Source organism: Paenibacillus glycanilyticus NBRC 16618 (assembly GCF_004000805.1).
Classification (GTDB): domain Bacteria; phylum Bacillota; class Bacilli; order Paenibacillales; family Paenibacillaceae; genus Pristimantibacillus; species Pristimantibacillus glycanilyticus.
Window position 1 is genome coordinate 33,808 of record NZ_BILY01000005.1, and the last position, 24,740, is coordinate 58,547.

22 protein-coding genes are annotated in these 24,740 nt (G+C 46.7%); 9 read left to right on the plus strand and 13 right to left on the minus strand.

Going from position 1 to position 24,740, the window contains the following annotated elements; translation table 11 throughout:
• The first annotated feature begins 13 nt into the window (after positions 1-13).
• Genes PGL01S_RS04865 through PGL01S_RS04875 form a run of 3 tightly spaced genes read left to right on the plus strand, consistent with a single transcriptional unit; the run spans position 14 to position 3,023 of the window.
• Positions 14-1,174 (plus strand): hypothetical protein, encoded by a 1,161-nt coding sequence (locus PGL01S_RS04865; RefSeq protein WP_127492006.1) that lies wholly within the window; start codon positions 14-16, stop codon positions 1,172-1,174.
• On the plus strand, positions 1,171-2,133 hold the full coding sequence (locus PGL01S_RS04870) for an ABC transporter ATP-binding protein (RefSeq protein ID WP_127492008.1): 963 nt from the start codon (positions 1,171-1,173) through the stop codon (positions 2,131-2,133). The genes PGL01S_RS04865 and PGL01S_RS04870 overlap by 4 nt, the downstream gene beginning before the upstream one ends.
• Before the next feature lie 5 nt (positions 2,134-2,138).
• A complete protein-coding gene (locus PGL01S_RS04875) occupies positions 2,139-3,023 on the plus strand; it encodes an ABC transporter permease subunit (RefSeq protein ID WP_244935519.1) in 885 nt (294 codons plus the stop codon).
• A gap of 111 nt (positions 3,024-3,134) precedes the next feature.
• Here the strand turns inward: PGL01S_RS04875 and PGL01S_RS04880 are convergent, their stop codons facing one another.
• From PGL01S_RS04880 to PGL01S_RS04900, 5 genes are all read right to left on the minus strand, one after another.
• Positions 3,135-4,238: a Ger(x)C family spore germination protein gene (locus PGL01S_RS04880; protein ID WP_127492012.1), complete on the minus strand. Its 1,104-nt coding sequence runs from the start codon at positions 4,236-4,238 to the stop codon at positions 3,135-3,137.
• Positions 4,235-5,335 (minus strand): GerAB/ArcD/ProY family transporter, encoded by a 1,101-nt coding sequence (locus PGL01S_RS04885; RefSeq protein WP_127492014.1) that lies wholly within the window; start codon positions 5,333-5,335, stop codon positions 4,235-4,237. The genes PGL01S_RS04880 and PGL01S_RS04885 overlap by 4 nt, the downstream gene beginning before the upstream one ends.
• A complete protein-coding gene (locus tag PGL01S_RS04890; protein ID WP_127492016.1) occupies positions 5,332-6,765 on the minus strand; it encodes a spore germination protein in 1,434 nt (477 codons plus the stop codon). Before PGL01S_RS04890 ends, PGL01S_RS04885 begins: the two co-directional genes overlap by 4 nt.
• A gap of 265 nt (positions 6,766-7,030) precedes the next feature.
• Positions 7,031-7,588: a DUF420 domain-containing protein gene (locus tag PGL01S_RS04895; RefSeq protein ID WP_127492018.1), complete on the minus strand. Its 558-nt coding sequence runs from the start codon at positions 7,586-7,588 to the stop codon at positions 7,031-7,033.
• A 130-nt stretch (positions 7,589-7,718) separates the two neighbouring features.
• On the minus strand, positions 7,719-8,921 hold the full coding sequence (locus tag PGL01S_RS04900) for an RNA polymerase sigma factor (RefSeq protein ID WP_164775383.1): 1,203 nt from the start codon (positions 8,919-8,921) through the stop codon (positions 7,719-7,721).
• Positions 8,922-9,299: 378 nt separating this feature from the next.
• On the opposite strand from PGL01S_RS04900, the gene PGL01S_RS04905 reads away from it, so the two are divergent.
• The gene (locus tag PGL01S_RS04905; RefSeq protein WP_127492022.1) at positions 9,300-9,845 is read left to right on the plus strand and encodes a hypothetical protein; all 546 of its coding nucleotides are present in this window, start codon (positions 9,300-9,302) and stop codon (positions 9,843-9,845) included.
• A 343-nt stretch (positions 9,846-10,188) separates the two neighbouring features.
• The gene (locus PGL01S_RS04910) at positions 10,189-14,328 is read left to right on the plus strand and encodes a carbohydrate-binding protein (RefSeq protein ID WP_127492024.1); all 4,140 of its coding nucleotides are present in this window, start codon (positions 10,189-10,191) and stop codon (positions 14,326-14,328) included.
• 111 nt (positions 14,329-14,439) lie between these two features.
• Here PGL01S_RS04910 and PGL01S_RS04915 read toward each other — a convergent pair whose 3' ends face one another.
• From PGL01S_RS04915 to PGL01S_RS04950, 8 genes are all read right to left on the minus strand, one after another.
• A complete protein-coding gene (locus tag PGL01S_RS04915) occupies positions 14,440-15,642 on the minus strand; it encodes an MFS transporter (RefSeq protein WP_127492026.1) in 1,203 nt (400 codons plus the stop codon).
• A gap of 81 nt (positions 15,643-15,723) precedes the next feature.
• On the minus strand, positions 15,724-16,005 hold the full coding sequence (locus PGL01S_RS04920; RefSeq protein WP_127492028.1) for an ArsR/SmtB family transcription factor: 282 nt from the start codon (positions 16,003-16,005) through the stop codon (positions 15,724-15,726).
• Positions 16,006-16,178: 173 nt separating this feature from the next.
• Positions 16,179-16,397: a hypothetical protein gene (locus PGL01S_RS04925; protein WP_127492030.1), complete on the minus strand. Its 219-nt coding sequence runs from the start codon at positions 16,395-16,397 to the stop codon at positions 16,179-16,181.
• Complete coding sequence (gene arsC, locus PGL01S_RS04930; protein WP_127492033.1) at positions 16,398-16,823, minus strand: arsenate reductase (thioredoxin); 426 nt, start codon at positions 16,821-16,823, stop codon at positions 16,398-16,400.
• 36 nt (positions 16,824-16,859) lie between these two features.
• Positions 16,860-18,152 carry an arsenic transporter gene (locus tag PGL01S_RS04935; protein WP_127492035.1) on the minus strand — a complete coding sequence of 431 codons (1,293 nt, stop codon included), beginning with the start codon at positions 18,150-18,152 and terminating at the stop codon, positions 16,860-16,862.
• A 13-nt stretch (positions 18,153-18,165) separates the two neighbouring features.
• Entirely contained in the window at positions 18,166-18,474 is a 309-nt protein-coding gene (locus tag PGL01S_RS04940) for an ArsR/SmtB family transcription factor (protein WP_127492038.1), read from the minus strand.
• 187 nt (positions 18,475-18,661) lie between these two features.
• Positions 18,662-20,062 carry an NAD(P)-binding domain-containing protein gene (locus PGL01S_RS04945; RefSeq protein WP_127492040.1) on the minus strand — a complete coding sequence of 467 codons (1,401 nt, stop codon included), beginning with the start codon at positions 20,060-20,062 and terminating at the stop codon, positions 18,662-18,664.
• 65 nt (positions 20,063-20,127) lie between these two features.
• Positions 20,128-20,577 (minus strand): MarR family winged helix-turn-helix transcriptional regulator, encoded by a 450-nt coding sequence (locus tag PGL01S_RS04950; RefSeq protein WP_127492042.1) that lies wholly within the window; start codon positions 20,575-20,577, stop codon positions 20,128-20,130.
• A gap of 293 nt (positions 20,578-20,870) precedes the next feature.
• Between PGL01S_RS04950 and PGL01S_RS04955 the strand changes: the two genes are divergently transcribed.
• The 4 genes from PGL01S_RS04955 to PGL01S_RS31430 all read left to right on the plus strand — a co-directional run bounded on the left by PGL01S_RS04955 (position 20,871) and on the right by PGL01S_RS31430 (position 24,637).
• Positions 20,871-21,368, plus strand: a complete 498-nt coding sequence (locus PGL01S_RS04955) for an arsinothricin resistance N-acetyltransferase ArsN1 family A (RefSeq protein WP_127492044.1) — start codon at positions 20,871-20,873, stop codon at positions 21,366-21,368.
• 222 nt (positions 21,369-21,590) lie between these two features.
• Positions 21,591-22,025: a GNAT family N-acetyltransferase gene (locus PGL01S_RS04960; protein WP_127492046.1), complete on the plus strand. Its 435-nt coding sequence runs from the start codon at positions 21,591-21,593 to the stop codon at positions 22,023-22,025.
• Between the two features lie 321 nt (positions 22,026-22,346).
• The gene (locus tag PGL01S_RS04965) at positions 22,347-24,425 is read left to right on the plus strand and encodes a serine hydrolase domain-containing protein (RefSeq protein WP_127492048.1); all 2,079 of its coding nucleotides are present in this window, start codon (positions 22,347-22,349) and stop codon (positions 24,423-24,425) included.
• Between the two features lie 89 nt (positions 24,426-24,514).
• Complete coding sequence (locus PGL01S_RS31430; RefSeq protein WP_280525701.1) at positions 24,515-24,637, plus strand: hypothetical protein; 123 nt, start codon at positions 24,515-24,517, stop codon at positions 24,635-24,637.
• Positions 24,638-24,740 lie beyond the last annotated feature (103 nt).

The window sequence follows — 24,740 nt, forward strand, 5'->3', positions numbered from 1 at the left end:
GGAGAGAGAGCAAATGACAAATTATCCAATGGATGAACGGAAGCAAGCAGCCTTGCCCACTTCGGAAGAGACGAACAATGCTTGGGCCAAGCTTGAGCTTAAATTAAAAGAACAAGAAGGTTCTCCGGTGTGGGAAGCATGGATGAAGGAAGGCGTTACAGCGGGGGATACGGAGCATAAAGCCGCGGGTCCAGCTCCCATGCTCGGAGAGGAACAAGACGCTTATGCCGGGAAAGCCGAGGAGAAGGAACGCCTCGGAGCGAAGCCGATACCTTCCCCATATCGCAGCTGGTTGAAGAAGCATGGCATAAAGACCGGCGTTGCCGCTGCCGCCGTACTGATCTGCGCGGCAATCGCAATCCCGTCTACGAATGAAGCGCTGGCATCCATTTTGGGCAAGTTTAAGATGAATCAGGTTGCGGTTGTGCAGGAGGATGATTTCAAAACGGCATTGGAAGGCATCTTCGGTTCGAATGTGTCGGCGGAGTCGAGCAATAAGTTTGGTCAATTCGAGCGTACCTTCACCGGTGATGACGCTTCTGATTTAACGGTGGAGCAAGTCCGCGAGAAGTACGGGATCGAGCTTAAGGAGAAGCTGGATCTGCCATACGGCAAGCAGACCGAGCTTCAAATTTACGGACAGCAAGGAGAGGCTATTACTCTTCGCTTAGATGTGGATGAGATTAACGATGTCATGAAGAAGCTTGGAGCAAAGCAATTGCTGCCGGCTTCCGTTGACGGCAAATCGATCACGCTCCGCACGGGTCAAGGAGTAAACGCCGATTACCACTTCATGGACTCCAACGAGAAGTCGCATTACGTCGCGGTTAACGTCATTCCGGTTCCGGTAGTCGAGATGGATCCGTCTATTGAGGCAGAGGACGCTTATGAAGCTTTGATCCGTTTCCCTGTACTGCCGGCTAACCTGAAAAACGTCTTGATGCAAAGTACCCGGATTTCCGAAGGAGAGGTTCCTTTCCCGATTATTACGAACGGCAATGTGACGAAATCGGCAGTGAACGGTACGGACGTCTATTTCGAGAACAGCAAGAACGTTTGGAATGGCTGGAACGCCACTTGGCTGAAGAACGGAAAAGTCACGCAAGTTCAAATGTATGATGCCGATTCGCGCGAAGAGGCCGAACAGATAGTGAAGGAATTGATTGCGCAATGAGTTATGCCATCGAAACATTCGGTTTAACGAAAAACTACGGGAACGGGCGTGGCTGTCACGATGTCACGCTCCGCATTCCTGCCGGGGAAGCCTTTGGCTTCCTTGGCCCTAACGGGGCCGGCAAGAGTACCATCGTTAAAATGCTGGTAGGGCTAACCGCGCCAACAGAAGGGAAAGCGTTATTGTTCGGCCAGCCTGCCGGGTCAGTGGAAGCGCGCAGGCGAATCGGCTATTTGCCGGAATTATTCCGTTATCCTGGATGGTTAAGCGGAGAAGAAGCGATGGTTTTCCATGCCAAGCTTTGCGGAATGAAAGGGGCGGAACTCAAACGCCGGATTAACCGCTTGCTGGATGAGGTAGGGATCGGGCAGCGAGGGAAGGATCGGATAAAAGGCTATTCCAAAGGGATGCAGCAGCGGCTGGGTCTCGCCTGCGCGTTGTTGGCCGATCCGGACATCGTATTTCTGGACGAGCCGGCATCGGCCCTCGACCCTGTTGGCCGGCATGAAGTAAGGGAGCTGCTCCAGCGTCTGCGCAAGGAAGGCAAAACGATTTTCTTGAACTCCCATCTATTAGAGGATGTGGAGCTTTTATGCGATCATGTGGCGTTGCTGAACAACGGCAGAATTCTGGCCGACGGACGCGTATCGGATGTACTTCGGGCTTCGACCCGATGGCGCTTCCGGGTAGGCGGCATGACTCCGGAGCTGCTGGACTGGCTTCGCGAAGCGATGATTGTACCGGTAGATATCATTCCTTGGGAAGGCGGCGACACGCCTGCATGGGGAGAGCATTGGCTGGAGGCGGAGCTTGCCGAGGACGAGCAAGTCGGCTATTTTAACCGTCTGCTGATGGAACAGGGACTGACTTTATACGAGACGCGCAAAGTGAAGTCAAGCCTGGATGAATGGTTTCTGCAGGCAGTATCGGGTTTGGAGCATAGGGGGGAAAACCGTTGATTGCCGTGTGGATGTTAACCTGGAAAGAGCTGATACGCAAAAAAGTCACCTTGATGACTTTGCTGCTTACGGTTTTGTTTTGGATCGCTTTTTATTTTATCGCGCGAAGCGCGGGAGCGTCGGTATCGCATTACGAATCCGGCATCATAAGCTTGGATAATTTAATTGACCGCTTCAGGGGAAGCGCTATTTTGCTATGGATCGGTTTTTTCTTCGCCTCCTTTGCGACAGGATTTCTGGCTATATTCAGCTCCGTGGCTGCCGTTACCGGAGAAGCGGAGCATGGGGTGCTGCAATCGGTATTCGCAAGGCCGATTAAACGCACACATTGGTATTTGGGCCGTTGGCTCGGTTTTGTCACGTTTTGTCTCGCTTATGCGCTACTATTATTCGTATCCATCATTGGCATCGTAGCTTACGCGACGGGTGTTCACCCGGATTGGTCCTCCATAGGGCCGGCACTTGTGTTGTTCGTCAGCCCGGTGCTGCTGATGGTTACGCTGACGATGCTTGCGTCCTGCTGGCTTGCGCCGCTTGGCAACGGGGTTGCAATGGTGCTGCTCTTTGGGATGGGCTGGGTTGGTACCATGCTCGATCGGGTTATTGCAGCCGGCATGTTCGCATCCAACGATTCGACGAAAACATCCGATACGATGGAAATGGTGTCGGGTCTGATCCGGCTTCTTATTCCAACCGATGCCCTGCAGCAGCGGATGTTATCGGACTTATTCCAGGTTAAGGACCTGGGACAGTCGTTCACCTCCAGGGATTCCTTAGGCTACTTTTCAATCGTAAATCCGCCATCAGACGCTTTCTTATATTACACGGCCGTTTATTTCGTGTTTTTCCTTGCGGCAGGTTTGTTTGCCATTCGACGGAAGGACTTTTGATCCAGCATGTTTAAAATATTAGAATTTCCCGGTCCCCGTAATGGGGACCTTTTGTCTTTAGGCCTGCTTTGGAACGGGTGTAGCGAACCCGGTTGTCGAGAGTTGCTCCAGTTACTCCAGAATCGCCGTGTTCAGGATTTTTACGGTTACTTTCGGCTTAATGCGGAGTGTGGGATATTGCTCACGCCAGTTGAGATTTTTGTATAGGCTCGGATGAAAGACGGCCACCTCATGGCCCAGCTGCAAGAAATCGCAGTTCGCCTGCTGGAGAGCTGCCATGACTTTAGTTGTTCTAGTTGTAAGATCCGCTGCGATAAACGTCTCCATATCCTTAAGCATTTTATCCGTATGCCTTTTGAACTCGGAGCCGTCCTCAACCAATTTAACCTGCAGCTGCATCGAGATTTCGATCTCATGGAGCTTATCCGCATTCGTCAACACATGAAAACGGCGTTTGGCAGATTGAATAAGTACCGAATACTGCTTTCCATCCCGTTGGCTGGATAGCAATTGGTTCTTTCCAGACGGACTTTCGATCAAGGTGGCAAGCTGAGTCTCCTCATTATTCAAATTTTTCCCGGTATACCGCCCATCGCTGAATAAAGCTGTACCGGCCAGACGTGCTTCGTCCCGATAGGGCTCGAACCGGTTTAAGGCGAAATCGTTCATGAACTGGTTACCCCCGAGGATGTAATGAAGCAATTTATTGGAAGGAATCTCTCCCCTGCGGATTTCATCATCAAGAAGACCAATTAGGAAATTGGATACGGTCTGATCATTCATGCTTTTTTTGCTGAGCAGCTCCGAGAGATCACCGTCATACACGGCTAAATAAGCGTATAACGGGTTGGAAGCAAATTGACTGGCGATATCCAGATGCCGCAATGGTTCATCCTTGGCGAAGCGGGAGCTTATCAGATACAGTCTCGTCTCTAGAACCGAAAGGATACCGGGCATTTCCTTGTTTGTATTGGAAACAGCATCATAGAGGTTGGTCCCGGTTGTCTTCATATGCAAGGAGGTTTGTCTTCCGCCGCCCTGACTTGCTTCCCGAAGGGAAGAGATGACGTAGTCCACTTTAAGCTGCTTGCTGTTTCCCTCGTAATCAATCCCGATAATATCGACAAAAAGCAGCTTTTTTAATTGAAGCTGATCCCAGCAGCCCGTCATAAAAAGACAAAGCACCAGGGCTACAACCGTTCTTGTTCTCTTCATACCCGATGCCTCCCGGCACTCCGAATTCCGGAAATAAGGAGCAGGAGAAGGGGGAACGCCACAACGGCGAGAATCGAGAGCTGATCCTGAAAGGCGGCGATTCTCAAAATATCATTGCGCTTTGTTAGAAAGAAGCTTGCGGCAAAGCAAATCGTTACAATAGCCCAGACCCAGTGATAAGAATTGCCGAGCCCCGATGTGCGCAAATGCACAAAGGCTTTGGAAGCCAGAAAGAAGTACACGTAGATCGTGGCGGAGACGACAAAGACATAAAAGACAAGAAACAGAATATCCAGGCTTTGCAAGACCTGAATGCGGTAGTTTTTCAAAATAAAAACAATCGGCTCCGGCACGATAATCAGCTGCTTCTGGCCAAACATCGTTGTACAGACGAGGCAGACGGTTACATAAAAAACGATGGTGAGAGCGTTGGCAACCGACATCGCAATCAGCAGTTTCTTTTTGCTGCCGGCTTGCACATAGGGGTAAGCATATAGCAGCAGATCGTATCCGATATAAGCGCTATAGGCGACATACACGCCTTTTATGACGGGGGCCCAGCCATGCGACAACACTGGCAGAAGATTTCTAGCATCCAATCCGTATATCCCGCTAAACGCAATTAGCAGGAAACAGATAACGGGAAAGATTATAAAGGACTGCGAGATGAAGGCCATTCTCTTAAGTGAAGAAGTGGCTGCATATCCGCAGATGATCATAAGCATAAGGAAGATTAGCCACCTTGGCGTAAGCAAGAACATCCAACGTTTTAAAATATCAGTGTACAGCGCGGTAATGAGCAGTCCGGAGAAGGAATAGTAGCATCCATACAGCAGGTTGAGGACAAAACCAATCGGTCTGCCGACAACTTCCCGGGTATACGCGTAGAAGTTCCGATTCGGATACCGGCTGCCGAGCCACCAGATTAACAAAATTCCGATTTGCGCGGCTACACCGCTAATCAGCACAGCAAGCCACGTATCTTGCCGGGCATTTTCTGCTCCTACGTGGGGAAGGGATAGAACCTCGGTACCGAGCTGTGCCATTACGGTTAGCGTGATCAACTGTCTTCCGTTGATAGACTCTTCCCTCATCATCTTTTCCAACTCCTCGGATGCCTCAGCCTAGTTTGATTATATGGCGAGGTTCCTGCCGGTCTTTTTTTCAGATTCCAAATAGGTGAACGGATCAGCGTATCTCTTATCCCGCTCAAAGAGAAGGGAGGAGAAAAATAAGGCTGTCCCATTGTGCTCATTTGACACAAGTAAATAAAGATGATCATGAAGAAAAACGCCAGACCCAGCAGCCCAAAGACAGAGGACAATAGAATCGCCGGATAACCGAGTAGTCTTACCGCGCTGCTCATCTCGTAGGATGGAATAATAAAAGAAGCCAAGCCTGTTAAGGCAGCTACGATAACCATCGTGTTGGAAGCCAGGTTCGACTGCACAATGACGGTTCCGATAACGATACCGCCTACTACGCCTATGGTTTGGCCGGCTGGACTGGCAAGCCGTATGGTAGCTTCTCTTAAGATTTCAAGCAAAAGCATCATGGCAATCGTCTCGATTAACGGTGGGAAAGTCACGTATTTCAGCGAGCTTTGCAGCGTATTCACGAAATTAATCGGCAGCAGCTGGGGGTTAAAGGAACTGACAGACACATAAAAGGCGGGCAGCCCAATGGTCAGCAGAAAGCAGGCAAGACGAAGAAGCCGGAAGAAGGTTCCAAGCAGCCAGCTAATATGGTAATCGTCAGGGCTTTGAAAAAAGGACCAAAACGTTACAGGCAATATAATCGCATCCGGTGAACCTGAGGTTGCAATGACCATTTTGCCTTCCATTAAATAGGCGCGTGCACGGTCTGGGCGTTCGGTAATTAAGAGCTGCGGGAACAGGCTGAATTTTTTGTCCCGGATCAGTTCGTCAATAAAACCGGGCGATTCCGTATAATCGCTATCGATGCTCAAGAGACGCCGGTCCAGCTCCTCAAATAATGACGGATCCGCGACCGACTTTATGTACATGACTGCTACCTTAGTCTTGGATAAACGGCCTATCGTATACGTTTTGACGACAAGCTCGGTTGAAGGAATCAGCTTGCGCATCAAATTCAAATTGGTATCCAGATTCTCAATGAACGCTTCATTTGCTCCGCGAAGAATACGCTCATTTGACGGAATGTTAATGGTGCGCTCCTTCTTCAAATCCGCGCCAAGCAAATACAATTTGCTCTCTCCGTCGCGATGCAGCACCGTCTTGCCGCATACAACCGCTTGAACCGCTTCTTCGACGTGATCCGTTTCCTCATAGTCGAGTATCGATATAACCTCGCGTACGTCATTCAAAGGCTTAGAAAGCAGGGGTTTCAAGATGAATTCCTGGACATGGGAGGAATCAATCAAAGTGTTCAAATAAAATAGTCTGTATTCGATTCCGCCAATCAGCAGCTTTTTTGATTGAAAATCGCTTTGACCGGAGAATTGCTCGTAGAAAAATTGCTCTGATGCCGCGACGGACGGGTTCACATGGATCTCCTCCTATGCCATTGATTTCCTTACTATAGCCATCGGATGGGAAGATTATGTAGCAAACAGTGATTCGGCGAAGGTAAGAATGAAGAGTATAACAGGAGACGCAGCACCTTCTAAAACTATATTTGAAAGCGGTTGCATATAAAGGAGAGCTGGGGGGGATGTTTTCTTAGTTAAGGAAAAACTGGAACGCCTAGATAAAACAAAGAGGGTTATTGAAGAGTCGATCTTCGATAACCCTCTATTCGTTAAGATCACCTTAATAATAGGGTTCCATCATTAGGAACACAACAACCCCGGTTAAGCTGACGTAAAGCCAGATCGGCATCGTCCAGCGGGCGATTCTGCGGTGTTTGTGCAGTTGGTTTGTCCATCCCCATACGAGAGTGAACAAAGCTAAAGGCACGATGACGGCAGCTAGGAAGCTGTGAGTGATCAAGATGAAGAAATAAATCGGCCGGACTATGCCTTCACCACCGAAACTCGCTGTCTCCGAAGACATGTAATGAAACGTTAAATAGGAGACAAGGAACAGCAGCGTTGAAGAAAAGGCAGCGAGAATGAACCCTTTGTGGAGCCTAACGTTCTTCCGCAGGATCGCGATTAACGCCGCTAGCAGGAAGATGAAGGTGAAGCTGTTCAACAACCCATTGATTCTGGGGAAGATGGTAAGGTCGAAATCGATATTTCCCTTGTAGCCAATCGGCGAGAAGAACAAGAGTAAAATAACGATATTTGCGATCAGCGAGATCGTGACGATAGCAGCCGTATAGTTTTTGTTGCTGGCTTGCTGCGTTACATTCTGTTTTTTGCTCATTAAAACCGAAGAACTCCTTTCCAACTACATGGTAATGGCTTCATTATAGACGGGTTTTGCCGAACATTAATCAAGCTTTGATGTCAAAATAGCGAATTCTTATTGACTATTTCGAGGCGGAGTTTTAAAACTATCCAATGTTTAACCGTGTTCTTAAATGTGTTGCCCACTGTTGATGTACTTCCGACGAATGGGAAGAGAAAACAGTTTCAAAATCGTTTGGTGTTCTAATGACCTTATTTAGACCTTCTGAACCGTACTTTTGCAGAATGAACTCGCAAAGGAGAAGGGAGAATTGAAAGCCTTTCATACTCTCGAAATCCCAAGTGTCATTCTCCAGTTCTGAAAACGTGGGGATTTCACCTCGTGCAACCAATTCCATTATGGATTCATTTATATAATCTCTTGTCATTAGTCCGGCTTCATAACCGCCTATTCCTTGGTATAGCCACTTTGGTGCCAATGGATTTATATCTTTAACTAACCATATTGTAAAGAGGTGCACGGTTGACTTTAGTATGGATTGATAAGTGTGCTCCGGGCCGGGGTTTAAAGGGGATGTGATTTTTATCGTATCCGCTTCAATCATGCCCATAAACCAATTCGGAGCCTCGGGTTCGTTAACGGCTTGGTGGAAAGAGTTAAGATCCGGATAGATCTCAATGGTTATTCTTTTTGAAGGATGATGCTTTAATTTTAAACAAATATGATCAACGTTAACTCTTAGATGTTCGATAATATCCCGGTAAATCTTATGATCCGGTGTGGTCGTGCGGGTTGACCCGACATCTTTGCTCACAATCGATATGGTATCCAGGATGGACATCATTTTTTGAGCCTCCCAATCATCAAGTTCGTTTCTTAACTTTACCAGTGCTCTATATAGTCTGTTTTTTACCGCACTCATCCTCATCTCGACAAGCTCCGATATTTCTTTAAATGTGCAGCCTACGTCAAAATGAAGCGAGATAATTTCGCGGTCAAGCGGGTTAAGTTTAAGCAGCGCCGTAGTTACGTCTATTCGTAGTTCAACATTTTTAGTGAACTCAACCGTGATAAAGCGATTTTCCATTTCTTGAAAATTTACCGAGGTTTCTAAGCTTCGATCTCTTTTTCTAAACTCATTTTTTAATAGGTTGTAGGCTATTTGGCTTATCCAAGTGAATACGCTGGAATCTCCTCGAAAGGTGTGCCAATTTTCAAAGGCTTTAATGAATGCTAACTGAGTTGCGTCCTCTGCGGTTTGGTGATCCACTTTAAGGGAGAGGAATCGAAAAATTTTTTTATAATATTGCTCAAAGATTTGATCGAATTCGTCGTTGGGCCCAGACACTAGCGAACCTCCTTTGCTTTCACTTACATTAGACACCACCAAATTGAAAATAGCCACATAAACGATAAATTTATATCCTATCGCATTCGTTTTTGGAGATGGCAGAATTACGGAAGCCTCGGATAATGACACAGCAAAGCTCTTGGCGATATTGGAGATAGATGAGGGATCAAGATTTATTGGAGAATACGGTGGGGGGCAGATATGGTTTGATGATGTTCTCGTTCGGGAAGATGGTTATTTTATTATTAATAGTCTTGAAGGATTAAACCCTTCATCTTTACTGATATAAGCAACAAGGAGTTGACTTTTAGCGTCTATATGGATGAACCTTGACCTGTGAAACAACATAAACAGATGTTTTTGGAGAGGATAATATTGAAACAAATAATAACTGCAGCTGTCATCTTATTAAGTATGATTTGTATAACGGGCTGTTCCTTTGACCAAGAAGCTAAAGAAATAAAGCCAGTATTATATAAGGAAACGGTGGGAGATTTGGCTTATGAAATCATACTGGACAAAAACAGGTATGGAATAAATGATGATATCGTAGTGAAGACAAAACTAACAAACCAGGGGGAAGATACGCTAACCTATGTTTCAGGCAGTTCTAGTTGTCCTAAACATGCAGTCGTGAATATCGTACATGTTGAAACAAATAAGAGATTGGAAATAAAACCTTACGGGCCTTGCACGGCTGATTTAGGCAAATCGAAATTGAAGCCAGGTCAAACGGTCGAAGATACGGATATTTATATTACGAAGGTTTACGGAAAATCTATTCAGGAGCTTGCACCTCTCGGAAAATACGATATCGAGGTAGCTTTGCCACCGGAAGATATCAGATCGACTGAAAATAATCATTCTGTTCCAATAGAACAACGTCAAAGCGTAAAAACGCAGATCGTTTTGGTGAGATAAACGTCGTTTCTTTCTATTTGCTAACTAAGATTGTGGAGGAGCTGTCGCGGACAGCTCTTTTTTTATATTTACTGCAGTTTTTCACCTAGCGATTCAATATCTTATAGTTAAAACAATTGATACAATAAAATTGTAATGAAAAGTAAAAAACAAAAAATTTCACTGAATGATTCATATAAACTGTAATAAAGCGTTGACAATTTCTAGAAATTGCCGATATACTCTCGATATATTGGATTAAAGTAATGAAATGAGGTGATTGGGACGATGGTGTAAAGGGAAGATCATCATAGTCAGTCATTGATGAAAGCGCTTTAAATAAATCGATGAGGTGATAGGTTTGATGTTGAAACGAAGTATAGTGACTCTGTTGTGCGTACTGCTATTGTTTGCCCCTCAGGCGGCATTCGCTTACAAGAATCCGGCATCGCTGCCGGACGAATGGGGACAATATGGGCTTGGCGACCCTTACGTGCTGAAGTTTAACGGTAATTATTATTTGTACGTGAGCACGAGGGATACCGATATCGGGGTTAAGGTGTGGAGCTCGCCAGACCTTGTCCATTGGAGCTATGGAGGATTGGCCGCAACCGATCCGGTTACAAAAGGAGCCTACGCTCCTGAAGTCGTGTATTGGAACGGATATTTCTACATGTATACCTCACCTGCCGGCAATGGCCATTACGTGCTGCGCAGCGAGAGCCCGACCGGCCCATTTACCGTGCAGACGGGTAATTTGGGCCATTCAATCGATGGAAATGTCTTTATTGACGATGACGGCAAGTGGTATTTCTATCATGCGAACGGAGCGGGAATTCTCGCGGCTGCGATGCCTACGCCAACAACGATCGGCAACAGCGTAAACACAGGCGCGAACATGAACGGTTGGACGGAAGGCTCTACGTTGTTCAAGCGGAACGGAAAATACTATATGACGTATACCGGCAACCATGTATTCAGCAAAGGTTACCGGGTCGACTACGCGGTCAGCTCAAATCCGCTCACGGGTTTCGTGGCTGATACGGATAACCCGATTCTGATCAGTACGGAAGGCCCGACAGTTGGCCTCGGCCATAATACGGTAGTCGTTGGACCGAACTTGGATGCCCGCTATATCATCTACCACAATCTCGAAGGACCGGGCATTGTTGGACCTCTTCGTCATATGGGTATGGACCGGATCGTATTCAACGGGGATAAAATGTCGGTGCTTGGACCAACGACATCCGAGCAGCCGGATCCGCAGATGCCGGATTTCGAGGACCGGTTCAATGGCGCGGAACTCGGCACGGCGTGGACGAATGCGGACGGTGGCAGCTGGAGCGTTGATTCCGGTATTCTGAGGCAGCAGACCGCCGGTACAAGCAGACTGGTAACTGCAGCTGCGACGGAAAACAGTTATACGGCAGAATTCAATCTGCAGCTTGCTGAGTCTAGCGATACCGGCAGTTCGCAGCTTGGAGTCGTATTTTCCTACAAGGGCGATAATGATTTCGGAACAGCATTGTTAGATCCGGCGAGCAATTCGGTGAAGACGCAGTTCCGGGTAAATGGGTCCGATCTGGGATGGGTGTCGAGCACGCTGCCGGAAGGATACGATTATACAAAACTGCACAATATCCGGGTTGAGAAAGCGGGAGACACGTTCAAGATCTATGTCGACGGCATGTTAAAACAGACACGCAGCGTGACGCTTGGCGGCGGCAGCATCGGCTACGTCACGGAGAACGCGAAGGCTAATTTCGGGTATGCTGCTTTCAGCAACGACGTGAACGGCAGCAGCGATTGTGACGCTGCGAAACCGGTTCCGGGTCAAGTCGAGGCCGTTCATTACCTGTCCGGCGGCGAAGGAGCCGGGTATCACGACCAGACGCCTGATACAATCGGTGATTACCGAGGAGAAGGGATGGATACGGGCAAAGCAGAGAATGGCACCTCGCATATCACCGCTTTCGAAAAAGGCGAATGGCTGCGGTACCGGTTAAACATTTCGGAAGCAGGAAAATACGATATCGATCTTTCTTATGCGGATGCAGCCATCGGCAGCAAGGTACAGCTCACTCTGGATGGTGGACAACCGCTGGGCGAGTTCGAATTGACAAGAGACGCTGATACTGCTGATAAAGGATGGCAAACCGCACAGCTGAATGGGGTAGAATTGCCGGCAGGTGTACATGACTTGAAGGTCGCTGCCTCATCAGGCACTGTGTCTCTGGATAAGCTGACGTTCCACAAGCACGTGGACGTTCCGGTTCTCTATGATAATTTCGATGATGGCCAGGATGACGGCTGGAAACGATATGAAGGCTTCTGGAGCGTAAAGAGCGACATTGCCGAAGAAGAGCAGGCTTACGATGCTTATCATTCGATCCCGGGTTCGATTGGAACGGTCCATTATATCTCCGGCGGCGAGGGTGTCGGATATCATGAGAATACGCTCGAGAACATCGGCGGCCAGTACCGGGGAGATTCGGTCGACATTCGCTCCAATACGGTTGGAGGCGGGTATAACGTCGGTTGGAACCAGACAGGCGAATGGCTGAAGTTTAACATTGATGTGGCGGAAGCCGGATCCTATAACGCGGAATTCAAAGTAGCTACTACGCTGGACGGAGGTCAGATCCGGCTTTGGCTGGACGATACGACGGATCTGACCGGCATCGTGGACATTCCGAAGACCGGTGACTGGAACATCTGGAATGTGGTGCGTAAATCCGGCGTTACGCTGCCGGCAGGCAAGCATACGCTGAAAGCCGAAACGGTACGCGGAGAATTTGATTTTGCGGGTATAGCGCTGACGAGGATGGAGCAGCCAATCCCCGTACCCGGAGTCATTGAGGCCGAGCATTACAAGCCCGGCGGTGAAGGCGTAGGCTATCATGATTTAACTCCGGCGAACATTGGAGGCAAATACCGCAGCGATCAGGTAGATATTCGTACCGCTGCATCCGGCGATCAGATCGTAGGCTGGAATCAAACAGGCGAATGGTTGAAGTACAACATCCACGTCGCGGAAGAGGGGTTGTACGATCTAGACTTATGGGCAGCTACGACATTCACGGATGCGCAAGTCCGGTTATGGCTGGATGACACAACTGATTTAACAGGCGTATTGAATGTTCCTGCTTCCAGAGACTGGAATAAGTGGAAATCGGTTAAGGAGTCCGGTGTTCAGCTGCCGGCCGGCGATCATGAACTGAAGGTCGAGATTGTCAAAGGCGAGTTCGATATGACAAGATTGTCGCTTACCCAATTCGATAAGCCGCACGTGCTGCCCGGATTTATCCAGGCTGTTGATTACAAGGCAGGCGGCGAAGGCACGGGCTACCATGATCTGACTCCCGCTAACATCGGCACGGAATACCGGAATGAAGCGGTTGATATTCGCCAGAATGCGGGGGGCAGCTACAATGTGGGTTGGAACGCAACCGGAGAATGGCTGGCCTACAACGTAGATATAACCGATGCCGGCGTGTACAACGTCGATTTCGTGACAGCTACATCGATGGACGGTGCGAAAGTCCGGCTGTGGCTGGACGATGCAACCGATCTAACCGGTGAGGTCGATATTCCGAATTCCGTTACCTGGGAGAACTGGGCAACAACAACGAAGCAAGGCATCTATCTCCCGGCTGGGAAACATACCTTGAAGGTCGAAACCGTGAAAGGTGAATTCGACTTCCAAGGAATCCGGATTCATCAGAACCCGGTCGAGCCGAAGGTTGCTCATACCGGCGAATACCAGGCGGCGGTTGGCAGCTTCGCAAAGACGACGATCGGCGATGCCAACTGGTCGGATTACAGCGTGGAGTCCGATATCAAGCTGATTAACGATTCGGGTGACGGAGGTATTCTGTTCCGGGCAAATAACCCGGCTCACGGCAAGGAGCTGAATCAGAACAACGCGAACTTCGTGCAAGGATATGTCGCGTATCTGAATAAACAGGGCGTTCATCTCGGCAAGCTGAATTACAACTGGACCTATCTGACGGGAGTGCCGCTCGAGATAAAGACAGGCGAATGGAAGCATGTGAAAGTCGTCGCGCAGGGAGCACGTATCCTGGTGTATGTGGATGATATGAGCAAGCCGGTTATCGACTATACGGACCGCAGCGGAAATCCGTTCACGCACGGCAAGGTCGGCATGCGGACGTTCATGAATGAAACGAGCTATGATAATTTCACGGTTCTACCAGCTCCCATAAACGCTCCTGCCGTCGGAAAGCTGCTCGATTGGTTTAGCTCAGCCGGACAGCTGGGCGAGAAGACTCGGAAGCAGCTGGATAAGGAGCTTGAGCATGCAGCCGATGCGGTTAGCACGAAGAAGCCGGACTGGAAGCAGGGTATTAAGCATTTGGAGAATTTACTGAAGCAGCTGAACAAAGAGAAGAAGCAGGAAGAGATATCCGAACAAGCCAGGACGACGCTCAATCGGAGCATTAACGCACTCATTGAAGCGTGGAATGCGAATCTGGGCAAATAGGCGACAATGCCAAGTCCAACTTACAAATAAAAACGACCCTGTACTGAAGCTTCTTCGGTACAGGGTCGTTTTGCATCATTGTATTCGGTTATCGGCATGAATGGAATGACTTTACGCGCTGAACTTCCTTGCGCGAGCCTCCTTATCCGCTGCTCGGGAAGCTGCACCGACGCGAAGGTAACCGAATGCAGCGGCTGATATGAGTGCGGCTATGGCGACGCCGGCAGCGCCGATCCAAGTGATGGCAGCAAGGGATGCCCCTTCTACGACGACGCCTCCGATACCCGCGCCTGCAGCCATGGCCAGCTGTATAACAGAGCTGTTAAGGCTAAGCATGATGCTGGTTGCTTCGGGAGCGAGTGAGATCAGATGGTATTGCTGCGTAGGGCCGGACGACCATGCGGAGAAGGACCAGAGCATGAGCAGCGGGAACATGAGCGCCGGCGAATGTGCGGCGAACGAAATCACGACTAGCCAGACCGCGTGAAGCAGCATGCCGTTCACCAAAGTTCGCTTGAATCCCCATCGGTCGGTACTGAAGCCGCCCAGTTTGGAGCCGATTAGACTAGCGATGCCAAACGCAAGCAGCGCGATGCTGACGAATTTCTCGCTCATGCCGGTAATATCAAGCAGGAAGGGGGAAATATACGTGTACGTTATGGAATAGCCGCCAAGCCAGAAAAACGTAATGCCAAGCGCGACGAGAATTTTAGGATTCTTGAGCAGTTTTAATTGATCGCGCAGCGGTACCGGCTGCTCGCCATCCGTCTTTGGAATCGCTAAGGCAATGAGCAATAGCGCCAGCAATCCGAGCAGTCCGATACCACCGAAGACCAATTTCCAGTCATAGGCGGAAGCGACAAGTCTGCCGAGCGGTACGCCGACGATCAGTGCCGTACTAAAGCCCATAACGAGCGTGGCGATAGCACTGCCCTGCTTCTCCGCAGGCGCGAGCTTTGCGGCGACCGTGAGTGCCGTGACGACGAATACGCCGCTGCTGAGTGCAACGATAACGCGGGAAACGATGAGGGCAGTAAAGCCGGAGAAGAAGTAAGCGGCGACGTTGCCAACGATAAATATCGAAAGAGCGTACAGCATCAGCCTTTTGCGGTCGACTTTGGCAGCGGCCGCCATCAGGAATGGCGTCCCGAATCCGTAAGCAAGAGAGAACACGGTAATCAGCTGGCCTGCCGCTGCCACCGAGACGCCAATGTCGTCGGACACTTTATCCAGAATGCCGGCAATGATGAATTCGGAAGTGCCGACGAGAAAGCTGACTAAAGCCAGCATATATATTTTTAAATTGTAAGACAAATGTTCCAGCTCCTTATCCGTATCTCTCTGTATTATATTTTTATATTTCTAAATCTATCGAAATATAGACCAAATAAAAGGCTACCCCAAAAGATACGGGGCGTATTTCAACGCGACTTCTTTATTGACACTGTAATAAATGTACGTGCCGTCCTTGCGCAGCGTGAGCAGGCCGCATTCCGTAAGCTGCTTCAAGTGATGAGACAGCGTTGAACCGGCAACGGACTCCAGCTTGCTGCCGATGGCGGAGCAGCAGAGATTCTGCTCTTCCGTAAGAAGCATCGCTATTTTGATCCGGGTCGGTTCTCCGAGTGCTTTGTATACTTTCACTGCCTGTTTAACTTCCTCGTTATCCTCGACCATGGGTTCTCACCGCCTTTGCAAATGTATTTCGAAAACTATGGAAATAACAATAGCACATCTCAGCAGCCGTTGTAAATGGGCAATTCGGGCGAGTATAAAGGGAATGTCCCATTGGAACACTTCCCCATTATCCAAATATATTTACCAAAGCTTCTTTCTGTATTGGCTTAACATCAATAATTGAGACCATTGCGATAAGCTTTTACTACCTCGTCTATTGCTTGCTTGAACGCAATATGCTGGTTTTCTGAAGAATTATCGCCAAGCGAGATGGGCACATACTGTGCCTTGGATTCTGGATAGGCACGACCATCTGCCTCACCGCGCAAGTCGACAATCACATCAATATTTTCGTTTTTCTCCAGTGCTTCTACGTCAGCAGCTCCGCCCATTTATTCGCCATCTCTAACAAACTGTTCAATACGAGACTTAATGGAGTCTCTGACCGTACGGAATTGCTCCATGATTTCTTCTTCTGTACCTGTCGCTTTAGCTGGGTCATCAAAACCCCAATGCCATTTGATAACATTAGGATTCATAATGACAGGGCAGTGCTCGTCAGCATGTCCACAAAGGGTAATCACATAAGTAGCGCGATTCAAGATCTCGGGATTAATTACATCAGAGCTATTACCGCTTATGTCTACTCCGGCTTCTTTCATGACTTGAACAGCTCTAGGATTCAAACCATGCGCCTCTAGACCGGCACTTTTCACTTCGTACTTTTCTCCACCGATTGCGTTCAAAAAACCATCGGCGATTTGGCTGCGGCATGAATTCCCTGTGCATAGAAAATAAACAAGTGGTTTATTAGACATATTAGAAACTCCTTTGAAATGTAATTTTATTGATCATCAGCCTACAACTTTTAGCCATAGATAAAGCCCGCATAAGGTAATAAACAAAACAGGTACCGTTAGGATGATACCCGTTTTAAAGTAAGCTCCCCAGGAAATCTTAACTCCCTTAGTCGATAACACGTGCAGCCAAAGCAAAGTAGCGAGTGAACCGATAGGGGTGATTTTCGGACCTAAATCAGATCCGATCACATTGGCATATACGAAAGCTTCATGAATGATTCCCGTAGAATTCGTATTATGAATGGCAAGCGCATTAATCATAACTGTCGGCATGTTATTCATAATCAAAGAGAGGATCGCAGAGGTGAATCCGGAACCTACTGTGGCTATAAATAAGCCTTGATCACCGACCCATTTAAATACACCGCCAAGTTCATCTGTCAGTGCAACATTTCTAAGTCCATAGACCACGACATACATGCCAATGGAGAAGGTGACAACTGCCCATGGCGCGCCTTTTACGAGCTTCCAGGTATGAATTTCCCTGCTCTGACGGGCAAGCACCAAGAAGATAATAGCTGCCACGCCAGCGATGATTGATACTGGTACGTTGATAAACTCACTTGATAAATAGGCGATTAGAAGAACGGCAAGGATAATCCAGGAGATCTTAAATAACCGCATATCTTTAATTGCATCTACCGGCTTCTTCAGTTGTGCCAGGTCGTATTGCTTAGGTATGCTTTTCCTGTAGAAGAGAAAGAGCACTAGTAAGCTTGCGGAAACAGAGAAGAGAGTCGGAACAATCATGCGGCTAGCGTATTCAGCGAATCCAACACCGAAAAAGTCCGATGACACGATATTCACCAAGTTACTAACGACTAGCGGGAGTGAAGCCGTATCGGATATGAATCCACTCGCCATAATAAAGGGAATAATCATACGTTCATCAAATTTCAACGCCCGGACCATAGCTAGAACAATAGGCGTTAAGATAAGAGCCGCGCCGTCATTTGCGAAAAATGCAGCTACTGCCGCACCTAATAAAATGACGTACACGAACATCATAAGGCCTTTTCCTTTGGCAGCTCTAGCCATGTGAAGCGCTGCCCATTCAAAGAAACCAATCTCATCTAGAATGAGTGTAATTAGAATTACCGCAACGAACGCAAGAGTAGCGTTCCAAACGATTTGGGTTACATCCCACACATCATGAAAATTTACAACTCCAAAGATGAGTGCGATTACAGCACCGCCACAAGCGGACCAACCGATGTTAAGACCTTTTGGCTGCCAAATGACAAATACTAACGTAACTAAAAAAATGATTGATGCAAGTGCCAGCATAGTGCCTCCTGGATTACGTACAGCCTTTGACTGAATTGATGTTCTCTTCCATGGATGGAAGCTGATCGATTAGTTGCTTCAAATAACCCTTGTCATGTAAGTTCAATGAATAGTAAATCCATTGGCTACGGCGCTCCTCGTTAATGAGACCGCCCATTCTTAGTTTTTTTAGATGTTGACTAATGTTTGGTTGTGTTGTTTCTAAAATTTCAACGATATCACAGACACACATCTCTTGGTGTCGTAAAAGCGCCATAATTGTTAATCTGGTTTTATCGGAGAGAAGCTTAAGTTCATCGGACATTTCCTCAATGGATTGCAATTTCTTGCCTCCTTTCTGTAATTAGATTGCTAACTACAGGGCCATTATATACGCGATCAATTATATAAGTAAATGATTATATTAGTAAGTACTTATTTAATATTGAGTTAACAAAGATTAACGCACGGAAAACAAAAGTAGGATATAATAAAAAGCTTCTGCATTTTTGCAGAAGCTTCTCATTTTATTAACATCCTGTATCCGTTTCACATGATGTAGACGCATTATTTGAACTGCAGCAACCACTACTCATACTCGTTACGGCGATTGGCCTGATAGACATCTTCTTAGGGGTAGTTGTGCAGCAACTGTTACTGTTATCACTTATTTCTGTTGACCTGGACACGGAGCAAACGCCAGTTTCCGGTAGATGAAGCTGCACTTCACGCGCTGCTTTAAAATCACCTGCTAATGCAGCAACAACACTACGAACTTGTTCGTAGCCCGTAGCCAGCAGGAACGTCGGAGCGCGACCGTAACTTTTTGATCCCACGATATAAAAGTCCTTTTCCGGCTGACGCAATTCGGCTTCACCGTGAGGGCGTACGGTGCCGCAGCTGTGAATATTGGGGTCAATCAAGTCGGCAAGCTGTGGGACAGACTCCACAGAGGTATCAGCTGCGTATCTCAATTCAGATAGGAACGAGAAATCCGGTCTTGCTCCCGTTGCTACAATAACCTCATCGATCTTATCAATAGAGTATGCCTTATCTAATTTAGTGCCATATAGAGTTATGGTCTCGGATTCTTTCTTGATTCGATCAATAAGAAATGGGGTATGAACCTGTACATTGCCTTGTTGTACATATTGGTTAGCTCGGGTACCAAGTGCTCCTCTTGCCGGTAACCCGTCATTTTCTCCGCCTCCAAAAGCTTCCGAAACCTTTTTCTTTCTAAGCACCCAATGGATTGTTGTTTCCGGGTTTTCCAATTTCAACTCATTTAACAGGGTGAGTGATTGAATCGCTGAGTGACCACTGCCTACAACAACTATGTTTTTCCCCGCATAACGTTGTTTATCAGCACCTAAAATATCCGGAATTCCGTACTGAATATGATTTTTATTTTGTAGCTCGCCTTCAGCAGGATGACTACTTGTGCTCATCGGATTTGGTTTGAGCCATGTCCCAGTGGCGTCAATGACAGAAGCAGCTTCTTCGCGCAATAGTTTACCGTGCTGCTCATATTCAATAATAAAGGAAGCCGTATCCCGACCGGCTGTTTTCATTTTATCGAATCCTTTTCGATAGATGGCTTTAACGGACGATTGAAGTTGAATAAAGGGCTGTAATTGATCTAACTGAGATAGTGGCAGCAGATACTCATTAACTAATTCTAGCCCTGTAGGCATGTGGTCTTTTGCTGGAGCAGTCCATCCAGTTTCCATCAGGAGCTCCTTGGCAGCTGTATCCATATTAAATTCCCAAGGGGAGAACATCCTTACATGTTTCCAACTAAGTATAGAGGATGCGATATAAGCACCTCTTTCAAATAAAATAAAAGGCATGTTTCTCTTTACAAGTTGTGCAGCAGCAGCTAAGGCTACAGGACCGCCACCGATAATAGCTGTTGGTAATTGTGTATTCATTTTTTACGTCCTCCTCGAATTTTATTTGCAAATTGCAAGTATATGATAAAGGGTAGGCCTCCAATTTATTTTGGAGGCACACAACATGTTGCTGATTTTGTCATAGCATTATTAAACAATTGAATAGAGCGAAGCACCGTTTCTCTTTCAAATTCACTCATGGTTGAAAGGACGTCATTTAGTTGGGCATTTACGGTAAGATTAATCGCATTCTCAATAGTTAGCCCTTCGGGTGTTAGTGATAAAATATTGATTCGTTGATCAGATGGATGAGGCGTTTTCTTTATGAATCCCTTGTCTGTTAAGGTTTTAACCTGTCTGCTGAACGTGGTGATGTCCATTCCAAGTGCTCCTGCAATATCCTGCATAGAGGGGTTATGCTGACGATTTATTTCATATAGGATATGGCTCTGTACAAGTGATACCTCTTGACCGCAACAAGAATCACAGCATTGTTCACTTAATAAACCGAAATTTCGGGACAGAATCTGAAACATATTCCTCACATTTTCCATTTGAATGACCTCCTGAGAAAGTTATAGCATTTTTATTTGTAGTTTGCAAGTAATTATGTATAATCGATTTTAAAATCACCATAAACAGGAGGGGAATTGGGATGTTGGATGTCTATAAGCTGTTTGGATATCCCATGGATTTCGTTGTTGGGAGAAGAAAGTCATGTTAAAGGGCTGTTCTCCGCAGGACATTTATCAGCGCATAGTCATGGTCCTGCATTTCGATTTATACTTGGACTAGACAAGGCTTCAAGAACGATTATCCACACGATAACAAAACAGGAGGAGAGCTAATGCCGGAGATTCTAGTGAGACATGCAACATCCATGGATCTAAATAATGTACTATCCATCTATAATCAAGGAATTGAAGATCGTATTGCCACGCTTGAAGTTGAACTAAAAGATATCGACTATATGCAAAACTGGTACAACGGGCGCTGTGAGCGATATTCTGTTCTTGTTGCAGTTAAAGGTGATGTCATCGTAGGCTGGGCATCCTTAAACAAGTATTCTCCACGATCCGCTTATGATGGCGTGGCTGATCTGTCGATCTACATAGGAAGAGATCACAGAGGTCAGGGGGTTGGAAGTATATTGCTTGCTGCACTTGAAGTAGCTGCCGTACAGCATGGTTTTTATAAGATCGTTCTTTTTACTTTCCCATTTAATGCCTTGGGCCAAGGACTATATCGTAAACATGGATACCGTGAAGTCGGAATCTTTAATAAGCAGGGGATTATAGACGGCAACTTTGTAGATGTTATGGCGATGGAAAAGATTTTGAATTAAAGGGGGACATTATTTCAACGAATAAAACTGCAGCATATCGGAGGATGTACTGCAGCTTTTGTTGAAGTAAAGGGCATTTTTGCTTATTGTTAGCATTGCTACTCATAACGTTCTGAAAAGAGAGGTAAGAATGAAGCCATATATCAATTGGAGATATACGATCACCATCTACAAAAAAAGCATGGAAGGAGCGTGATAAATTAAAAAAAGGAGCAGAATGAAATGATACAAAACAGAAAAGCAACCGTTAATGACTATGATATGATCATAAATCTTTGGGAAAGATCGGTAATGGCCACTCATCACTTTTTGAGTTTCAAAGATAAAGAGGAAATCAAAAAAGAACTACCCCTGTATTTTCCTCATCTTGATGTACGTCTCTGGTTTACCGAAGACTCCATCATTGGTTTTACCGCTATCAATGGACATCACTTGGAAGCATTGTTTCTCGATCCCGCAAAAATTGGCAAAGGGTATGGGAAACAAATTATGCATTCATGCATCAATGATTTGGGGATCATTTCCGTCGATGTGAATAAACAAAATGAGAATGCGACAAGGTTTTACTTAAAAAGCGGTTTCGGAATAACCGGTGAAGATTTGACAGATGGAGCAGGCCGCCCATATCCCATTTTACATTTGAAATATAATGAATAGCAGAAGTAATTGTTTTATCCAGGCTGTCGAGAAATCGACAGCCTTTTATCGTGTTGGCCGGCTATAGTGACAGCGCAAAAGCCTCAGCGAAATGCCGCTGCGGTTCTTTAACATGCCCGCATGCTTAATTGGAAGAACATCCGTACTGGCGATGTTAGCAAAATCGAGCTAAACCAGAATTTATTCCAAATTAAAGGAACTTTGGGAGATATTTAACGTAATACCTGTGACTACGATCTTAAGCTCATGCTTACGTAGTAAGAATCATCACAAATGACCTGAACATAGCCATTTGTGTGATAATTCTTTTTAGGAGGTATTATGAAAACGAAAAGATTGTTTCTAATGCTGGCAATGATGACATTGATGTTGTCGATGCTGGCACCGATTGGCGTAGTGGCAGCCGCCACGGGCGAGGGTTCACTTGCTTACAAGGATACCCAGAAGGCCGCAAACGAGAAAGCCTCGCTCCTCACGAGCCAATACGGTACGACAAGCGTTCAATACGCGCTTATCGATCAAGGGAAAATCGTTGTTTCCGGGCAAGCCGGAATTAACGATACTGCTGGGAAAAAGCCATTAACGGCAGGCACGATGTACGGTATCGGGTCGACAAGCAAAATGTTCACGGCGGCAGCAGTTATGAAGCTGGTGGATGCAGGCAAGATTAATCTGGATCATCCTGTTACGGAATACGTCCCTGATTTTACAATGAAGGACGACCGATACAAGCAAATTACTCCCCGCATGCTGCTCAATCACTCCGCGGGTTTTAACGGTTCATCACTGACGAATGCATTCTTATTCTCGGATAACGATACTTACGCGCATGATACGCTTCTTAAGCAATTGGCCGAACAGCAATTAAAAGCGGTGCCTGGCGCCTATTCGGTCTATTGTAATGACTGTTTTTCTCTAGCAGAAATTTTAGTTGAAAGAGTAAGCGGTACCGATTTTACTTCCTATATCCATCAGAATTTTACCCAACCACTAGGGATGATGAATACGAAAACACCCCAGGATCAGCTAAATACATCCCAGTTTGCTGTACTTTATTTCCCTAATTCCCAAACTCAACTGCCAAGAGAAACGGTAAACGCTATTGGAACGGGAGGAATCTACTCCACGGCGGAAGATCTGGCTCGATTCTCTCAGATTTTTACCGGGCAAGCTGCTGGCATTCTATCATCCGGCTCGGTAGATGCGATGGCGCAAGCCGAGTATAAGAAGGGCTTCTGGCCTGAGGAGGCGGATACCGTAGTCAATTACGGATTGGGCTGGGACAGTGTCAACACGTTTCCGTTCGGCGACTATGGCATTCAGGCATTGACCAAGGGCGGAGATACGATTCTGTATCACGCGTCGCTAGTCGTTCTTCCCGGAGAAAACATGGCAGCGGCCGTGCTGTCATCGGGAGGCTCCAGCACAACCAATCAACTGCTGGCTAACCAGATTCTGCTCCATGCCTTGAAGGAAAAAGGAACCATAGATGAAATTAAGGTCGAGAAGTCATACGGAGCACCTGTTAAAGCCGACATGCCCGCGGAATTGCTGAATTCTGCAGGGATGTATGGTGCAACGAATCAATTACTTACGGTTAACATTGCCAAGAACGGGGAGTTGTCGATTGCGACGCCTCAAGTTCCGAATTATCCAGCCGAGAAATACGCGTATTCTGCAGATGGTTCATTTTTGAGCGCGGACGGAAACGTAAAAATTAATTTCGTCAAGGAGAACAACGGCCGTACCTACTTGTGGACTCGGCAATATTTATCGTTACCGGGACTCGGACAATTAGCCTTATCGGAGTATGCTGCCGAGAAACTCGAACCTAACGATGTCTCTGAAGAGGTGCTTCATGCATGGAAGGAACGGGACGGCAAACGTTATTATGTCATTAACGAAAAATATACTTCCGTCACCTTATTGAGCCTTGGCTCCTTACAAGTGCGATTGTTCAAGGAAGCACCTGGTTACGTTATAGACCAAAAAATTACGGGTCTGAATACTGCTGTCGCAGACCATCAGATTCCTACAACGGGCAGCAGAGACGTTACGCCGCTTGATTTCTACAAGGAGGATGGCGTTGAGTACCTTCGTTATGGGGGAAGCCTGTTAGTAAGCGAAGATGCCTTGAAACCGATCTACACGGGCAAACACTCTTCAACGACCATTCAAGCAACCGGTTATGCCAAGTGGTACTCGATTCCAGATCGTGCCGCCGGCAAGACCATGACGGTATCATCATCATCCAAGGGCTCATATGCCGTGTATGACGAGAACGGAGCATGCGTCGGTCTCGGTATCGTCAAACCGGACAAAGCAACTGTACTTCCTAAGAATGGCACCATTATGTTCGCGGGCGAGGCGGGAGCAAAGTTTGAAATTAAATTGAAATAAGCATAGCCTAAAATATAAAAGCGGTGCAGGCAGCTATGCCTGCGCCACTTTTTTTGAGCCTAAAACGCTATTCGAGGAGGAGGCATTTAATGAAGAATCAATTAAAAGGTAAAGTTGCTGTTATTTTAATAATAATAACTTGTTGTATCCTCTTATTTTTATTTTGGTTGTTATTTAATATGGTCGATGCTCCAGATCCATTAAATCCCTGACCGATTGAGCATCACCGTTAATTTTAGTTGCGTATAAAATGAAGGAAACTCAATTTGCAAGAAAACGCATAATCTATAGGGAATAATCGTTTATGGAGTTGAA

What these genes read in the sequence shown, in the direction of transcription:
- PGL01S_RS04910 (WP_127492024.1), top strand. Translation starts at nt 10,189, where the DNA reads ATGTTGAAACGAAGTATAGTGACTCTGTTGTGCGTACTGCTATTGTTT.
- PGL01S_RS31430 (WP_280525701.1), top strand. Translation starts at nt 24,515, where the DNA reads ATGAAGAATCAATTAAAAGGTAAAGTTGCTGTTATTTTAATAATAATA.
- PGL01S_RS04945 (WP_127492040.1), bottom strand. Translation starts at nt 20,062, where the DNA reads ATGAATACACAATTACCAACAGCTATTATCGGTGGCGGTCCTGTAGCC.
- PGL01S_RS04865 (WP_127492006.1), top strand. Translation starts at nt 14, where the DNA reads ATGACAAATTATCCAATGGATGAACGGAAGCAAGCAGCCTTGCCCACT.
- PGL01S_RS04880 (WP_127492012.1), bottom strand. Translation starts at nt 4,238, where the DNA reads ATGAAGAGAACAAGAACGGTTGTAGCCCTGGTGCTTTGTCTTTTTATG.
- PGL01S_RS04920 (WP_127492028.1), bottom strand. Translation starts at nt 16,005, where the DNA reads ATGGTCGAGGATAACGAGGAAGTTAAACAGGCAGTGAAAGTATACAAA.
- arsC (WP_127492033.1), bottom strand. Translation starts at nt 16,823, where the DNA reads ATGTCTAATAAACCACTTGTTTATTTTCTATGCACAGGGAATTCATGC.
- PGL01S_RS04960 (WP_127492046.1), top strand. Translation starts at nt 21,591, where the DNA reads ATGATACAAAACAGAAAAGCAACCGTTAATGACTATGATATGATCATA.
- PGL01S_RS04955 (WP_127492044.1), top strand. Translation starts at nt 20,871, where the DNA reads ATGCCGGAGATTCTAGTGAGACATGCAACATCCATGGATCTAAATAAT.
- PGL01S_RS04965 (WP_127492048.1), top strand. Translation starts at nt 22,347, where the DNA reads ATGAAAACGAAAAGATTGTTTCTAATGCTGGCAATGATGACATTGATG.
- PGL01S_RS04885 (WP_127492014.1), bottom strand. Translation starts at nt 5,335, where the DNA reads ATGATGAGGGAAGAGTCTATCAACGGAAGACAGTTGATCACGCTAACC.
- PGL01S_RS04950 (WP_127492042.1), bottom strand. Translation starts at nt 20,577, where the DNA reads ATGGAAAATGTGAGGAATATGTTTCAGATTCTGTCCCGAAATTTCGGT.
- PGL01S_RS04935 (WP_127492035.1), bottom strand. Translation starts at nt 18,152, where the DNA reads ATGCTGGCACTTGCATCAATCATTTTTTTAGTTACGTTAGTATTTGTC.
- PGL01S_RS04895 (WP_127492018.1), bottom strand. Translation starts at nt 7,588, where the DNA reads ATGAGCAAAAAACAGAATGTAACGCAGCAAGCCAGCAACAAAAACTAT.
- PGL01S_RS04870 (WP_127492008.1), top strand. Translation starts at nt 1,171, where the DNA reads ATGAGTTATGCCATCGAAACATTCGGTTTAACGAAAAACTACGGGAAC.
- PGL01S_RS04925 (WP_127492030.1), bottom strand. Translation starts at nt 16,397, where the DNA reads ATGGGCGGAGCTGCTGACGTAGAAGCACTGGAGAAAAACGAAAATATT.